At 71.4% G+C, this 14511-nt stretch carries 12 protein-coding genes; 8 read left to right on the top strand and 4 right to left on the bottom strand.

Annotated elements, in window-relative coordinates:
* The first annotated feature begins 1186 nt into the window (after positions 1 to 1186).
* Together ACFP1K_RS32355 and ACFP1K_RS32350 are read left to right on the top strand one after the other, a co-directional pair.
* Positions 1187 to 1792 carry an RNA polymerase sigma factor gene (locus ACFP1K_RS32355; RefSeq protein ID WP_380760516.1) on the top strand — a complete coding sequence of 202 codons (606 nt, stop codon included), beginning with the start codon at positions 1187 to 1189 and terminating at the stop codon, positions 1790 to 1792.
* Positions 1789 to 2322 carry a hypothetical protein gene (locus tag ACFP1K_RS32350; protein WP_380760514.1) on the top strand — a complete coding sequence of 178 codons (534 nt, stop codon included), beginning with the start codon at positions 1789 to 1791 and terminating at the stop codon, positions 2320 to 2322. The genes ACFP1K_RS32355 and ACFP1K_RS32350 overlap by 4 nt, the downstream gene beginning before the upstream one ends.
* 5 nt (positions 2323 to 2327) lie before the next feature.
* Here the strand turns inward: ACFP1K_RS32350 and ACFP1K_RS32345 are convergent, their stop codons facing one another.
* Positions 2328 to 3062, bottom strand: coding sequence for a hypothetical protein (locus ACFP1K_RS32345; RefSeq protein WP_380760511.1), 735 nt, complete (start codon positions 3060 to 3062; stop codon positions 2328 to 2330).
* A gap of 145 nt (positions 3063 to 3207) precedes the next feature.
* Between ACFP1K_RS32345 and ACFP1K_RS32340 the strand changes: the two genes are divergently transcribed.
* The 3 genes from ACFP1K_RS32340 to ACFP1K_RS32330 all read left to right on the top strand — a co-directional run bounded on the left by ACFP1K_RS32340 (position 3208) and on the right by ACFP1K_RS32330 (position 5095).
* Complete coding sequence (locus ACFP1K_RS32340) at positions 3208 to 3567, top strand: VOC family protein (RefSeq protein ID WP_380760509.1); 360 nt, start codon at positions 3208 to 3210, stop codon at positions 3565 to 3567.
* A gap of 229 nt (positions 3568 to 3796) precedes the next feature.
* Positions 3797 to 4471: a hemerythrin domain-containing protein gene (locus ACFP1K_RS32335; RefSeq protein WP_380760507.1), complete on the top strand. Its 675-nt coding sequence runs from the start codon at positions 3797 to 3799 to the stop codon at positions 4469 to 4471.
* A gap of 54 nt (positions 4472 to 4525) precedes the next feature.
* Positions 4526 to 5095 (top strand): GNAT family N-acetyltransferase, encoded by a 570-nt coding sequence (locus ACFP1K_RS32330; protein ID WP_380760505.1) that lies wholly within the window; start codon positions 4526 to 4528, stop codon positions 5093 to 5095.
* A gap of 117 nt (positions 5096 to 5212) precedes the next feature.
* On the opposite strand, the gene ACFP1K_RS32325 is transcribed toward ACFP1K_RS32330, so the two are convergent.
* Entirely contained in the window at positions 5213 to 5368 is a 156-nt protein-coding gene (locus tag ACFP1K_RS32325) for a hypothetical protein (protein ID WP_380760503.1), read from the bottom strand.
* An 11-nt stretch (positions 5369 to 5379) separates the two neighbouring features.
* Positions 5380 to 6747 carry an HEXXH motif domain-containing protein gene (locus tag ACFP1K_RS32320; RefSeq protein WP_380760501.1) on the bottom strand — a complete coding sequence of 456 codons (1368 nt, stop codon included), beginning with the start codon at positions 6745 to 6747 and terminating at the stop codon, positions 5380 to 5382.
* Positions 6748 to 6945: 198 nt separating this feature from the next.
* On the opposite strand from ACFP1K_RS32320, the gene ACFP1K_RS32315 reads away from it, so the two are divergent.
* The 3 genes from ACFP1K_RS32315 (at position 6946) to ACFP1K_RS32305 (ending at position 12196) form a co-directional block, all read left to right on the top strand.
* A complete protein-coding gene (locus ACFP1K_RS32315; RefSeq protein ID WP_380760499.1) occupies positions 6946 to 7173 on the top strand; it encodes a hypothetical protein in 228 nt (75 codons plus the stop codon).
* A gap of 234 nt (positions 7174 to 7407) precedes the next feature.
* Positions 7408 to 11139, top strand: a complete 3732-nt coding sequence (fxsT, locus tag ACFP1K_RS32310) for an FxSxx-COOH system tetratricopeptide repeat protein (RefSeq protein WP_380760497.1) — start codon at positions 7408 to 7410, stop codon at positions 11137 to 11139.
* A 49-nt stretch (positions 11140 to 11188) separates the two neighbouring features.
* Complete coding sequence (locus ACFP1K_RS32305; protein ID WP_380760496.1) at positions 11189 to 12196, top strand: hypothetical protein; 1008 nt, start codon at positions 11189 to 11191, stop codon at positions 12194 to 12196.
* A 3-nt stretch (positions 12197 to 12199) separates the two neighbouring features.
* On the opposite strand, the gene ACFP1K_RS32300 is transcribed toward ACFP1K_RS32305, so the two are convergent.
* Complete coding sequence (locus tag ACFP1K_RS32300) at positions 12200 to 14407, bottom strand: hypothetical protein (protein WP_380760493.1); 2208 nt, start codon at positions 14405 to 14407, stop codon at positions 12200 to 12202.
* Between the last annotated feature and the right edge of the window lie 104 nt (positions 14408 to 14511).

Here is a 14511-nt window from a genome sequence, read left to right as displayed (position 1 = left end):
CCCCGGCTCCCACCCCGTGCCGCCCCCCGTTTCCCGCCCCGTCCGTTCAGGACGTTCTCTTTCCGGCGCCGCGACGGCGGGACGTGGGTCGGCGAATTCGGCGCCGTCATACGGCGGACAACCCGGCGTGTGTGCGGCGCCGGTGAAATGGTCCTCGCGAAGGCCGCGCTCCGCGCGAAGGCCGCAAGGCCTGTGCTGGTGCGGGGGACACCCCCGCGCCCCCGGCCCTGCCGGGCTCATGGTGCTCCACCGCGACGCGTTCCGCCGGGCCGGTGTCCCGCCGTATGACGGCGCCGTGTTCGCCGTACCACTTCCCGCCGACCCGGCGCCGATAAGACGAACCCGACGAGGCGCCGGGGCTCCGGCGGCGCCGCCTTACGGCGGTGCGGTGGCGCCTTACGGCGGGAAACCCGTCGCGGGTGGCCAGGTGGCGCCCCTGCCCGCGATCCCCACCGGCTCGCGCCCCGTCCGTTCAGGACGTTCTGTTTCCGGCGCCGCGACGGCGGGACGTGGGGCGGTGAAATCGGCGCCGTCGTACGGTGGGAAACCCGTCGCGGGTGGCCAGGTGGCGCCCCTGCCCGCGATCCCCACCGGCTCGCGCCCCGTCCGTTCAGGACGTTCTGTTTCCGGCGCCGCGACGGCGGGACGTGTGACGGCGAAATCGGCGCCGTCGTACGGTGGGAAACCCGTCGCGAGTGGCCAGGCGGCACTACTGCCCGCGACCCCCACCAATTCGCGCCCCGTCCGTTCAGGACGTTCTGTTTCCGGCGCCGCGACGGCGGGACGTGTGACGGCGAAATCGGCGCCGTCGTACGGTGGGAAACCCGTCGCGGGTGGCCAGGTGGTACTACTGTCGGCGACCCCCACCGGCTTCTGGCCTGTGAGCACCATGGCGACTTGTCCGGGGACTGTTGTGGCCACCGCGTACGGCACCACCGGGTGCGGGACGGGTTCGCGCGTGGGCGTGACCCCGTCGTTATGTGGCCGGGGTATCGGTAGGGGGAGCAGCCCGCCCTTCCCCCGGACCCCCCAGGGACAGCCGCATGGCGAAGATCGCCTCACGCCCCACTTCCCGACCCGAGACCGGCTCCCGGAACGCCGGAGCCGGGCTGTGCCCACCCGGGGCGCCACCGCCCGGGGAGCAGCCGCGCGGGGCCGGGGGCCGGGCGTTCGGGGTGGGGTCGTGATGGACGAGTCGCCCGCTGCCGGGTCCGGCGATCGGGGGGCCGAGCGCCGGGTCCGGCTGGCGGAGTTGCTCGGTAAGGCGCGGGAGGGGCATCGGGAGGCGCTCGACCAGATCGTCACCGAGTTGACGCCGCTGTTGTGGCAGGCCGTCCGTGCTCAGGGGCTCGGGTATCAGCCCGCGCAGGACGCGGTGCAGCTCACCTGGCTCGCTCTGGTGCGCAACCTGCACACCATCAGGACGCCGGCGGCGCTCATCGAGTGGCTCGTCACCACGGCCCGCCGCGAGGCTTGGCACCTGCGCGCGGGCGCCCGCGAGACCGAGCTGATGGGCGACACCGTCTTCACCGAACTCCCGGACCCGGCCGACCCACCCGACCAGCGCCTGCTTCTGGACGAACGCAAGAGCCTCCTGTGGTCCGCCGTCGCCCGCCTTCCCGCCAACTGCCGCGCCCTGCTGCGCATCGTCGCCTTCGTCCACCGCCCGGACTACGACGCCGTCTCCACGGCCCTCGGCATGCCGCGCGGCAGCATCGGCCCCACCCGGGGGCGCTGCCTCGCCAAACTCCGCACCCTCCTCGCTCAGGACCCCAGATGGAGCGCGTCATGACCGAGCCTCCGGGCGACGGCCCCAGAAACGTCCCCGGCGGCGACTCCCCGGACGAGGGGTTACTCGCCGGCGCCCCTCTGGACCTGGACGACAGCCACCTCCTGGACGAGATCCGCCGCCTCTACACGGCCGCCGACCCCGTCCCCCCGGGCCTGGCCGCCCTGAGCCGCTTCGCGATGGACCCCCACCCCGGCGACGTCCACCTCCTGCGGCCCCGCAACGAGCCCGCTCTCCCCGCCGCCGTCCGCGCCACCGGCGACCTGCGCACCGTCACCTTCGAAACTCCCGACCTGACCATCGTCGTCACCATCGCCGTCCTGGACGACACCACCGCCCGCCTGGACGGCTGGACCGCCCCCGCCACCCCCCATCACCTGACCCTCCGCACCTCGTCCACGACCCTCACCACCGCCACCGACCCCCTCGGCCGGTTCCTCTTCGAACGCACCCCCCGGGGCCCGGCCCAGCTCACCGTCCACCGTCCGGGCGAGGAGACCCCGGTGGCGGTGAGCCCGGCCCTCGTGCTCTGACCGGCTCAGCGGCCGAGCGTGGCGAGTTCGTCGCTCGTGAAGGTGTGCTTCAGGAGGAAGGTGTTGTCGTCGTCCATGAAGCTGTAGAAGTTCAGGTCCCAGAAGGGGTTGTTCGACGTGTCGTGGAGGACGATGTCCTTGACGGCGTTGACGCCGGGGGAGCTGAGCTGCTGGCGGGCGTACCAGACGTCGACGAAGAAGGAGTCGGGGCCGTAGGTCTTGAGGTTCCTGAAGTCGCCGTCGGCGCGGCCGATCACCACGTAGGCGTGGCCTCCGCCGCCGGTGGTGTCGGCCAGGTTGAACAGCTCCACCCTGACGCCGGGGCCGAGCAGCCGGGGCTGGTCGGCGAGCATGCCGATGACGCAGCAGGCGAACAGGGTGCAGTTGCCGCTGGCCAGGTTGGCGTAGCGCGCGCGGCCGGCGGCGACGTACTTGCTCCTGAGCCTCTGCTTGGCGTCCGCGAACGTGTGCTCGGTCACCGGCCCGTCGTATCCGGCCTCGGCGCCGAGCTGGCTCAGCTGCACGGCCTTGATCGCGCTGAACTCCCGGTTGTCCGGGATGGTGTCTGGAACGGTCCCGCGCTGGGCGGGGGCCGACAGGGCCAGGAGGTCGACGCCGTCCTCGGCCACGTGCTTCCAGGGGTTCCACACCAAGGCCCTCGGCATCGTCGTGGCCGCGATCGCCGCGTGCACGGCCGCCATCCGCTGTTGCTTCGCGGTGCTCAGCGTGTTCTCGCTCATGAAAGTTCTCCCCGGTCGTTGCGTCACGGAGATCCGACACTTCCACCGCGTTGTCGCACCGGCAATCAGATGGCCTTTTGTGGCCATATGCACGCCGTTTCTGTACCTGACGGCGGCTGACAGGTATGGCGGCGACGATAGGCGCATGACGACGAAAGCGACCTTTGTCGCGGTGACCGTGGACTGCGCCTCCCCCAAGACGCTGGCCGGGTTCTACACCGCGATCACCGGTTATGAGACCCAGTACGCCGGCGACGACTACGCCTACATCGGCGACGGCACCCACACCATCGGCTTCCAGCGGGTGGACGAGCGCAAGCCCGCCACCTGGCCGGGCCCGGAGAAGCAGTTCCACCTCGACTTCCGCGTCCCGGACGTCGACCAGGCCGTGAAGGACTACGTCGCCCTCGGCGCCACCAAGCCCGACTTCCAGCCGGGCGAGGGCTGGGTCGTGCTAGCCGACCCCGAGGGCCACCTGTTCTGCGTCTGCCCGCCCAGCTCCTAGCGGGCCCCGGCGCCCCCGGCCCGCCTGTCACGGGCGCGATCATGGGGGCGCCCGGGAAGGGCCAGGGCATGGGGGCCGCCGCGCTGATCGTGGTGGACACGGCGGCTGCCTGAACGACCGACCCGTGCGGTGCCCGCGTGGCGCGGGTGTTGACGCCACGCCAAACCGATTGCAATCGCGTCCCCGGAGACTTGGCGGGCCAAGCCGTGATCAAGGCACCGAGGACGACATGATGAACCACGCGCACGCCGCCGATCGCCCGTACACCCACGAGATGGTGGTCGTCCACCGTGTCTTCCGGCGCGAGTCCGGGCTGCTACCCCGGTTGGTGCGTGCCGTGCCGGAGGGGGATCTGGCGCGGGCGGCGGAGATCGCGCGGCACTACCAGGACTACGCCGAAGGGCTGTACCTCCACCACACCGGCGAGGACGAGATGATCTGGCCGCTGCTGCACGCCAGGGCGGAGCCACGGGCCGGCCTTGTGCTGCGGATGCAGGGCCAGCACAAGCGGATCGACGAGACGATGGGCCGCGTCGAGGACCTGCTGCCCGAGTGGCTGCGCACGGCGTCGGGAACGTCCGGCGAGGCGCTGGCCCTCGCCCTGGAGTCCCACCGCGCGGCCCTGCTGGAGCACCTGGACGAGGAGGAGTGGCATGTGCTGGACCTCATCGCCGAGCACATGTCCGCCGCCGAGTGGGAGGCGGTGGGCAGGCGCGGCTTGGAGCAGATCCCGAGAAACCGGGCGCTGATCGTCCTCGGCGCCGTCCTGGAGGACGCCACCCCGCAGGAACGCCGCTTCTACCTCGGCCGCGTCCCCGTCACCGCCCGCCTCCTGTGGCACACGGTCGGCCGCCGCCGCTACACCCGCCGGGTACGGCGCCTGCGCGCCCCCCTGACGGCGTGAGGTCCGCGCGAAAAGCGATTGCCCCGGCCCCGGGAGTGATGGTCGGATCCCGGGATGAGCGTGCTCCTGGAAACCGGACGGCTGGTCCTGCGCCGCTTCACCGAGGCCGACGCGGAGGACCTGGCCAGGCTGCACGGTGACCCCGCGGTGATGCGGTACATCGACGACGGCCGCCCCGTACCGCCGTCCGTGGTGGCCTCGGAGACGCTCCCCGGCCTCCTGCGTGAGTACCGCGAACTCCCGGACGGCCTAGGCTGCTTCGCCGCCACCGGAAGGGCCACGGGCGAGTTCCTCGGCTGGCTGTCGCTGCGCCCCGCGACGAGCCGGGGACTACGCGGCGGCACGGAACTGGGGTTCCGCTTCCTGCCCGCCGTATGGGGACGCGGTCTCGCCACCGAGGGCGCGCGAGCTCTTGTCCAGGAGGGTTTCACCCGCCTCGCCACCGAACGGATCGTGGCCACCACGATGACGGTCAATCACGCCTCCCGCCGGGTGATGGAGAAGGCCGGGTTGTCGCTGGTACGGACCTTTTTCGAGGAATGGCCGGAGTACATCGAAGGCGCGGAACACGGGGACGTGGAGTACGCGCTCGGGCGGGAGGAGTGGGCGCGGGGGAGGGGCTGATCTCACGCCTTTTCCGGCGTTCATCCCTCGGGGCTGGGGAGGCTATTCGCGGGGTGCGCGTTTCTCGACAGTGTCGGGAATTTATAGATATTGATTGGTTGGCGGAGTTTGATCACCTTATGCGGGGTGACTGCGCTCATGACCGTTTCGGATGGTTTGGCCTACGGTCGTGCCGTCCTCCATCTCAGGGATCACTTCACCGTTCACCGGCACCTCGTCCTCATGACCGCCACGGAAAACCGGGAAGCTCTGGAAAGTCCGCTGAATGGTCATACTGCGAATCCTCAGCCGGGAACCACCGGACGGCCGTGGCGGCGTATCCAAGCCGCCCGGTGCGTCTCCGCCGCACGTCGTGCCACGGAAGCCGCTTCCGCCGGAACCGGGTCCGCGCGCCACCCTTCCAGCACCTCCGCCATTCCGAGCACGAACCGCAGCCCGGCCGGCGTCAGCAGCCCGCTCGCCGCCAGCTGCGCGGTGACCTCCGCGGCCCCGTCCCGCCAGCGGGCGAACTTGGTGTGCGCGGCCGTCACCTCGGCCGGATCGGCCTCCTCGTGGCGTTGCCGCCGCCAGAACCCGGCCACCCCGAGATGGGCGTACGCCCCGTGCAGCAGCCCCGTGACCGGCCGCGCGTCGTCCCGCCAGGGGGCGTAGAACCGCCGGTCGGAGGACGGCGAGGTGACGAACGGAAACAGGTCCATCAACGCGGTCAGCTTGGCGTGCTGAATCTCATGGGCGAGCATCGCCGCCGCCGCCACCGCGTCCGGCGGCCGGGACAACGCCACACACCCGAACGTCTCCCGCGCCGTCCCGCTCAACGTCCCCGGCCCCGGCGCCGCGAGCGGCGTCAGCACCCGGACCGCCGTCACCACCTCGCTCGCCGTCTCCGGATGCACCCGGCACAGCACCTCCCAACCCGCCCGCAACGTCCCCGCCCACTCCCCGAGCTCCCCCTCCGCCAGCCGCCCCCGCACCTCCCCGCTGGGAAACCGGAACGGCTCCACATCATCGAACACCGGCGAGAACCCACCCCCCAGCCCCACCATCCGCACGCCGGTCCACCCCTGATCCGCCGAGCCGCCGACGACCTCCGCCACCGCCCGCACCGGCCCCCCGCCCGCCGGCCGTACCCGCACCCGCCCTCCGATCAGCGCGCTCCCGTCCCCGCTCACCTCCACCTCCACACCGGCCCCGTCCCCGTCCGGCAGGCACGCGACCCCGACCGACGGCAGGTGCACCGTCCCGTCCGGCTCCCGAGGCACCCGGACGCTGAGCGCCACCGCCCCCCGCACGGCCGCCGCCGCGGCGAGACCGGCCAGCCGCCCCGGCACCGCGGCCCCGTCCCCCGCCCGGAGGCGCTGCGCCGTGCGCAGGGCCCAGGCCCCCGTGGCCGGATACCGCACGACGGCGGCCACGGCCTCCGGAGCCCGCCGCTGGACCTCGGTCAGCGCGGCATAGGCGTCCTCAGCCGCCCCGCCCCCCGGATGCCCGTGCGCCACGGCCTCGTCCACCACCGCCCGCACCAGCAGCGCGTGCTTGCTGTGCTGCGCCGCCACCAGCTCGCCCACCGCCGCCCCGCCACCCCCACGGGCCAGATCCTCGAAATGCCCGGCGGGAATGCCGTGCCATCGACGCGGGACGTCATCGGCCACCATGCTCCACCCCCCTCCCCAGAGCCCTCCGCCTCGGCAAGAAACGTTGATCGAAATACGCGCGCCCCCGCAATGCCATGAAAATATTAGGTAATGAAAAGTAGTGGCAAGTAGCGTTCGAGCGACTAACATGGCCTCGCGTTGACGGCCTGCCTGCCGGGGGAGTGGGCGTCCCACGTCCTTTAGGGACACGCCCTTCCCATGACCACCTGCGACGCCGGGCCGGAACTAGGTTGTCGACCGGAAACGGCGGTGTGCGGGATGCCTGAAGAAGAGCCGGACCTGCGCTCGGAACTCCCCGACGTGGCCCAGCTCGACCTCGAACTCCTCGCAGCATCGGATTCCCTGAGAGCCGCGGCCCTCCTGCGCATCTATCAAGAGATGACCGACGACGGCGAACCGTTCGCTGGATTTCTACAATCGATCTGAAATCCTGGAGCCACGAATGCGGACACCGCCGGTACACCAGACGGGGGAGCGGCGCGTCCAACCATCGAATACCCAGGCCGTGGGGGGTGAGGGCAATTCCACTGGTAACGACGGCCAGTTTTCGAAGGGACGTGTGGCGTGTCCGATTCGAGGAAAAGACTGGACCGATTCCGCTCCAGCGCCCGGTGAGGCACGGCGCTCGGATCGCCGGGAACCGGGCCCCAGGGCGGCACGATGACTGCTGAGCCGGCGCCGATCACCACGTTCTACTCCTCCCGGGCGGGCGTCGGCCGCACCAGGACGATCGCCGGTGTGGCCCGCCTCCTCGCGGCCGATGGCGCGAAGGTCCTGGTGGTGGAGGAAGAGCACGAGTCCCGCGAGTTGCGGCGTTGCCTGCGGCTGACCGGCCAGAAGCGGGAGTGGTCCGTGGAAGGCGGTCCGTCCGGCGCGCTGACCGCCGTGAGGCACGACGGCGAGGGGAGCATCGACGTCCTGACCGTGCGCGGGGTCGTTCCCCCCGGACGTTCGACCCCGGAGGACTTCGCGGTCCGGGCGAGGGTGTTGCGCGACGGCCTGCGCGGCGGCGGCTACGACCACGTGCTCGTCGACGCGCCGAGCGACGAGCCGCCGAGCACCGAGCTGTGGACCGTGCTGATCCCGGACACGGTCGTGATCTGCTTCACCGTGGGGCCGCGGGCGGTGGGTGAGGGCGCCGCCAACGCCAAGGACATCGTGGATCGCGCCGAGCGGCCGATCAAGGTCATCCCGGTGATGATGCTGGTGGACGCCGGTGCCGGTGACGAGCTACGGCAGGCCAGGGAACACGTCCGCGACATGTTCCGGTGGCCGGCGGGCGTGCTCATCGAGATCCCCTACCTCCCGTTCGACAACGCCACGGGCGCGGGGGGCGGCTCCCTGGCGGCGTACCGGCCGGTGGCGCAGGCCGTCGCCGACCGTGAGCCCGCCCCGGTGCCCGTCGCGGAACCGAGTGGCGTGCTGGTGGTCCGGGCACCCCAGGACCGCGTGTGGGCGGAGTGGATCAGTGCCCAGTTGCGCCACTCGGGGATCGACACCCTCGACGTCATGCCGGACCGCTGCGACCAGCGCTGGAACGGCAAGGACCCCCATGTCCTGATCGTGGTCTCCAGGTTCACTCCGCACGGGGTGGGCGGCGTGGCCCGGCTCGTCGAACGGTGCAAGGCCGCCGCGGGGACGGGCGGTGATCCCAAGGTATCCGTCGTCAAGGTCGACAAGTGCGACCTCGGGCCGGAGCTCGCCGGCCTGCCCCTGATCGACCTGCGTGAACGCGGCGCGGTCGGCGCCTTCGGCGCGCTGCGGGACCGGTTGGGGTTCTCGGCCCCGGTGCCGTGCCCGCCGCCTCCCCGCTACCCGGCACGGCCGGTCGAGCATCGCCTGCCGGGGCGCAACCACGGGTTCGTCGGCAGGGACGCCATCCTGGAGTCCCTGCGCGACAAGGTCCTCGAAGGCACCCTGGCCCGCCCGGTGGTCATCTCCGGCGACGCCGGAGTGGGGAAGAGCCAGATCGCGCTGGAGTTCGCGCATCGCTTCGCCCCGGCCTACGACTACGTGGCGTGGCTGCCCGCCGAACAGCGGCACGGGCTGCGCGCGAGCCTCGGCGAGTACGCGGTCGCGGGTAAGCTGCCGACCGGCTCCGACGCGGCACGGGCGCTTCTCGACCACCTTGAGGCCGGGGCCGGCGGCAAGCGCTGGCTCCTGATCTACGACAACGCCGAGAACCCCGCGGCGGTCGAGGATCTGCTGCCCGCGGAGTCCGCCACCTGCGATGTGATCATCACGTCGCAGAGCGGCGACTGGGGAACGCGCCGCCGCGTCCCGCTCGGGCCGTTCCTCAAAGAGGAGAGCCTGACGCTGATCAGGCGGCACCTGCCCGGCCTCGCGGACAGGGAAGCGACGCGCATGGCCGCCGCGGCCAAGCAGATGCCGCTCGCGGTCGAGCTGGGCGCGGCGTGGACGGCGGCGCGCCTGACGCCGCTGACAGACGACCGGTCCCTGCCCACCAGCCTGGAGCAGGCCGCCGATCAGTTCCTGACCGCCATCAGGGAGCGTTCCCGGAGGCTCGCCCAGACCACCTCCCCGTTCTCCGCCGAGTACCGGGCCGTCCTGGCGCTCGCGCTGGACGGCCTGCGGGAGGGCAGAGGAGGGCCCGCCGGCGTGTGGCTGCTCACCGCGCTGTCCCTGCTCTCGGGCGAAGGGCTTTCCGCTCGCCTGCTCTACGCCCCCTCCATCCGTGCCCTGCTGGCCCGGGCCGAGGAGCGGCCGGGACAGCACACGCCGTCCCGGCTGGCGGACACCTTCCTCATCGACGTCGTCCTGCGCGACATCGAGGTCCGCGGCCTGGCCCGGCTGGAGTCCGGCGCGTCCCCGGGAATCGTCATGCACCGCCTGCTCCAGCAGATGATCCAGGCCGCGATGACGGACGCGGAACTGGCCGCGACGCGCGCCGAGGTGCTGACGGCGCTCGCCGGGTGCGCGCCCACGGACGCCGAGGGCGTCCACGGGTGGCACGAGCAGGTGCTGTCCCAGCTCGCGGACCATCTCGAACCCTCGGGGGCGCTGGACAGCGACGATCCGGCCGTCGCGGAGTGGGTCGTCAAGCAGGTTCGCCACTTCTGGGGGCTGAACGACCAGAGTGGGTGGGAGCGCGCCAAAGAGATCGGGGAACGCGCCGACGCCCGGTGGAAGCGGCACCCCGCACTTGCCGCCGGGCTGCGGCCCCGGCTGCTCATCGAGCTGGCCAACGCCTACCGCGACCTCGGGCTGCACGAAAAGGCCGCGGTGGCCAGCGGCACGGCGCTCGACGCGCAGCGCGCGGACCGCGCCCTCGGCCCGGAGCACCCACGCACCTTGATGACCCAGTCCGGGCACGCCGCCAACGAGCGGGCCCGCGGGCGGTTCGAGGCGGCGCACATCCACGACGAGGCCGTGCTCGGCGGGTTGAGCGCGTTGTTCGGCGACGACCACACCCACACCGTGCGCGCCATGAACAACCGCGCGCTGTCCGCGCTGCTGTGGGCCGACCCGGTCGAGGCGCTGGAGTTCGCGCAGGACGCCCACGAGCGGCTGCGGCAGCGGTTCGGCGACCAGGACCCCGTGGTGTGCTGGCTGGCGTGCGGCGAGGCCCGCTACCACCGGGACCTCGGCGACTACGAGAAGTCGTCCGACCTGGTCCGCAAGGCCGCGGCGTACCTGCGCGACCAGGACCTGCGCGCTCGCGACCTGCGGGAGCAATCACCGGCCGGGCAGGACGGCGCGTCCGGCGAGGACGAGACCGGCCGCCCGATGGTCGGGGACCCGATGGACAGCCTCGGCGCGCTGCGCGCGCAGAACGCCCTGGCGGTGACCGAGCGGTTGCTGGGAAGGACCGTTCCGGCGCTGAACCGGCGGGAGAAGGTGCTGGCGAAGTACCTGGCGTTCCAGGGGCCACGCCAGCAGGGCACCCTGTCCTGCGCGCTCAGCCTCGCCGCCGACCTGTACGCGGTCGGGCGGCACGCCGACGCGGTGAGGCAGGCGGAGCGGGCCCTCGCCGACTACGAGCAGGTGTTCGCGCCCGATCACCCGTTCACCGTGGTCTGCAGGGTCAACCTGGCGGTCTACGTGGCCGGTGCCGGCGACGAGGACCGTTCCGCGATCCTGGGTGCCGAGGCACTGGCCCGGATGCGGGAAAGTTTCGGCGACATGCACGTGTTCACGCAGGCCGCCGCGATGAACCACGCCGGCACCCTGGTGCGTCTGGGCCGTCTGGACGAGGCTCTGGCTCTGGACGAGGACTGCCACCAGATCCTGCACAACGCCTTCGGCCCGGCCAACCACATCGTGCGGCTGGCCGAGACCAATCAGAAGGACACGCGGGTGCGAATGTCGCGGAGGGACGCCGATGATGGCTGGTCCCGCGCGCACATCGACCTGGAAATGCCAGAGATATGACCGGCATCCGGCAGCGGGAGAGGAACATGACCCCACAGGAGAGACCACGGTGAGCCGCCCAGACGATCAGACGCACTTAGGCACCTGGCCGCCCCGGCCGGTCAAGCTGGCGTCCTACGCGGGGGCCAGGTTCGGCGACATCAGGGAGATGTGCTCGCCGACCGTGAGCAGGTCCGAGCAGATCGCCTACGTCGCCCTGTACAGCAAGGGCAGTTGCGTCTTCGACGTGGACGCCTACGGGGATCCGGCGTCGGAGCACGAGGCGCGGCGGGCGGCGTTCAGGAACGCCGGATGCCACGTGGTGGCCCAGATGAAGGCGTACGACGGCGCGCTGGCCGAGCTCGACACCGGCGAGCTGATGCGCACGGTGCTTGAGGAGAAGCGTCTGGTCATCTTCTGCGGCCGGGTGCGCCGGGACCAGCACCTCGTCGGCATCATGGTGAAGGCCCGCCGCGACCTCGGCGCCGAGGCTTGCGCCCGGGCCGTGGACACCGCCGACCGGGAGTTCTTCTCCCTGGTGACCGCCATCCGGCAGGCGTACCACCTGCCGGACGAGATGGCCGGCGGGCGCACCGGTTCCGGGCAGAAGGCCGTCACCGGCCGGAGTCATGCCCACCTGTCGCAAGGCGGGGAAGCCACCGGGCGGGAGAACGAACTGTGCCGCCAGGCCGCCACCCTGCTGGCGCCGGACGATCTGCACTACCTGGCGCTGTACCGCGACTGGCGCCTGCTCTTCGCCGCGGACATCCTGGACGCGTCCTCGCTGGCGCTCTTCGCGGACGTCGAGCCGGAAGAACGCCGCAGGATGTACGACCGCCAGGCCCGCGCCGCCCGGCACGAGACCCTGCGTCTCGCCCACAAGTTGCGGCCGGTGATGGGGCGCCGCTTCGACCGGATCGTGCTCGACATGCAGCAGGGGGCGCTGTACTACCACTGGCCGACCCCTGAGCATCTGGTCTTCGGCGTCACCCTCTGGCAGCGGGCGGTGAACGACGCGGAGTGGCGGCTGCGTGAGGTGGTGGACACCGTCCGGAGGGGGCTCTCCCTCCCGTCGTGACCGTCAGATGCCGATGGCCCGCCTGGCGCCGTCGTACACGCGGCCGCCCAGGTTGTCCAGCGCCTCGGTGATCCGCACCGAGCGCGGGTAGGCCGGTCCCTCGGGCTCCCGGCTCCGCGACATGAGTTTGATCAGGTTGTTCAGGCGGAACAGCGGCAGCACGTCCACGGTCTCGTCGTAGGTGCGGCAGATGGCGAGCAGCCGGGGCAGGTCGGCCTCGACCGTCGGCGCCGCCCGCCCGCCCGCCCCCGTGGCGCGTATGCTGCCGAACCATTCGCCGACGCTGTCGCGGAACGTCTCGATCAGCCGTCGCAGCAACATGGCCACCCCGAACGACCGGAACATCTCCGGCGCGGTCAGGAGCCGGCTGAGCGGCATGTCTCCCCCGCCCGACGCGGGCGGCTCCGCCGTCACGGCGTCGAATTCCGCGCGGAACAACCCCCCCACATCGCTGACCTGCTCCACCGCGTCCAGCGCCGTGTCGAACAACATCCGCACGTCGTCGGGAAGCCCCGGGGGCCGCGCCGCCCGTACCGGAGCCCCGTCCGCCTGCCCCGGCCTCGACCCGGCCGCCGACCGGCTCAGCTCGGCGAGCTCCCCCTGTATGGCGTTCAGGCGGCGGTCCGATTCGGCGCGCTGTGTGTCGAACATCCCCGCCAACTGCTCGATGAGCGTCTGGCCGTAGGCCTGCTGGAGGCCGATCCGGTCGACCTGCCGTTTGACGACGGCGAGCACGTCCTCCTGCAGCGCGTTCTCCACCTTGCCGATGACGGCCCGGGTGGCCTCACGGAACTCGCCGGGGAAGCCCCTGCTCTCGAAGACCAGGGGCTGCCTGCCGGTGATGAACGAGACGTCCGTCCGCAGCGACGCGGCGACGTACCCGTTCACGACGAGGATCACTTCGCAGTCCGGGACCGCGGACCGGGCCGCGGACACCTTGAGGTCGATCGCCGGGATCTGTTCGGAGATGAGGAGTGCCCCCACGACGATGACGGCGACCGCCGCCTGGGTGCCGATCGGCATCCACGCGTCGATGATCGCCCCGCCACCCTCTCCGGCGGGCTGGTCGGCGCTGAACGGCCGTCCCTCGGCCTCCAGGGTCCGCCAGACCATCCGGCGCACCTCGTCCAGCGGCACCTGCTCGTACTCCGCCCGCACCGCGGCGCGCACGGTGGCGTCCGAAACCCGGCTGCGGTTACGGGCGGCGATCTCTACGGCTTGGTCGATGAGCTGCAGGATGCGGCGGGGGAGGCCGTCGGCGAGCTCGGTGATGTACGCGGCAGCGCCCGGCGCGAACAGTGAGGGGTTCTCGGGCATGCTGTCCTCGATGTACTTCTCCGTGTGCTTGGCGGTGAACCTGTTCGGCCTGATCACCTGCATTCGGTCGCGGGTGCTGCGGGACAGCGCCTCCTCGACCTCGGGTGTGCCGCAGACGACGAGGAGCCCGCCCACGTCGATGAAGACGTTGACGAGCCGCTCGAAGGCCTGGAGGAACGGGACGCGCCGCTCCTCCAGATCGCTCATGATCACGTGCAGGTCGTCCACTACGAACGCCATCCGGTGCCCGATGCGGCCGTAGACGAACGCCAGCACGCCGAGCGCGTCCAGGGCGGCCCGGTCGCTGTCGATCGCCTCGGTGACGCCCCGCTCGCGCAGCAGCGTGGACGGCGGGTGTCCCTGTAGCCACTCCCAGACCGCGTCGCTGTAGTCGGGGTCCAGGATCAGCGAGAGGGCGACGCTGAACTTCCTGGCCTCGGTGACCAGGCGCAGTTTCCGGTGCAGATCCGCGCGCAGGGTGCTCTCGACGAGCCCGAGTTTCTGGACGACCGGTTGCGGATCGAGTTCACGCCGTTTCAGTCCCTCGGCGATGGGGTCGGCGGATCCGCGGTTGTCCGGGCCGGTGAACTCGGCGGCCACGATGTACCGGTAATAGTCCTCGACCCGCTCGAACAGGTCGTTGTGGTCGATCTGGTCGATCAGATACTCGCGGTACATGGTGAGGAAGTTCTCGCGCGGAACGTCGAGGAGGAGCCGGTGCACCGTGTCGTCGCTGTGCGCGGATATGCGATTCCAGGCGATCTGGGCGAGATGGGTCTTTCCGATACCGTATTCACCGCTGATGAAGAGGCATCCGCCGGAGCCCGATATCACGGACGGTTTTGTCTCGAAGGTGGCCCGGAAATAATCGTTGATGTACTGGACGAGATTCACGACGGCGGGCGTGCGTACGGTCGGCGGCGGTTCGTAGTTGTCTTCGTTGTAATGGTACCGGGACAGGCGGGCGACAGAGGCGTGACGGTAAACCGGTGCTCCCG

It is taken from the genome of Sphaerisporangium aureirubrum, from assembly GCF_042658925.1.
Lineage (GTDB): Bacteria > Actinomycetota > Actinomycetes > Streptosporangiales > Streptosporangiaceae > Sphaerisporangium > Sphaerisporangium aureirubrum.
The sequence above is the reverse complement of the archived record's forward strand: the minus strand, read 5'-3'. Positions and strand labels throughout refer to the sequence as shown.

What these genes read in the sequence shown, in the direction of transcription:
- ACFP1K_RS32345 (WP_380760511.1), bottom strand. Translation starts at nt 3,062, where the DNA reads ATGAGCGAGAACACGCTGAGCACCGCGAAGCAACAGCGGATGGCGGCC.
- ACFP1K_RS32320 (WP_380760501.1), bottom strand. Translation starts at nt 6,747, where the DNA reads ATGGTGGCCGATGACGTCCCGCGTCGATGGCACGGCATTCCCGCCGGG.
- ACFP1K_RS32355 (WP_380760516.1), top strand. Translation starts at nt 1,187, where the DNA reads ATGGACGAGTCGCCCGCTGCCGGGTCCGGCGATCGGGGGGCCGAGCGC.
- fxsT (WP_380760497.1), top strand. Translation starts at nt 7,408, where the DNA reads ATGACTGCTGAGCCGGCGCCGATCACCACGTTCTACTCCTCCCGGGCG.
- ACFP1K_RS32340 (WP_380760509.1), top strand. Translation starts at nt 3,208, where the DNA reads ATGACGACGAAAGCGACCTTTGTCGCGGTGACCGTGGACTGCGCCTCC.
- ACFP1K_RS32350 (WP_380760514.1), top strand. Translation starts at nt 1,789, where the DNA reads ATGACCGAGCCTCCGGGCGACGGCCCCAGAAACGTCCCCGGCGGCGAC.
- ACFP1K_RS32335 (WP_380760507.1), top strand. Translation starts at nt 3,797, where the DNA reads ATGATGAACCACGCGCACGCCGCCGATCGCCCGTACACCCACGAGATG.
- ACFP1K_RS32315 (WP_380760499.1), top strand. Translation starts at nt 6,946, where the DNA reads ATGACCACCTGCGACGCCGGGCCGGAACTAGGTTGTCGACCGGAAACG.
- ACFP1K_RS32325 (WP_380760503.1), bottom strand. Translation starts at nt 5,368, where the DNA reads ATGACCATTCAGCGGACTTTCCAGAGCTTCCCGGTTTTCCGTGGCGGT.
- ACFP1K_RS32330 (WP_380760505.1), top strand. Translation starts at nt 4,526, where the DNA reads ATGAGCGTGCTCCTGGAAACCGGACGGCTGGTCCTGCGCCGCTTCACC.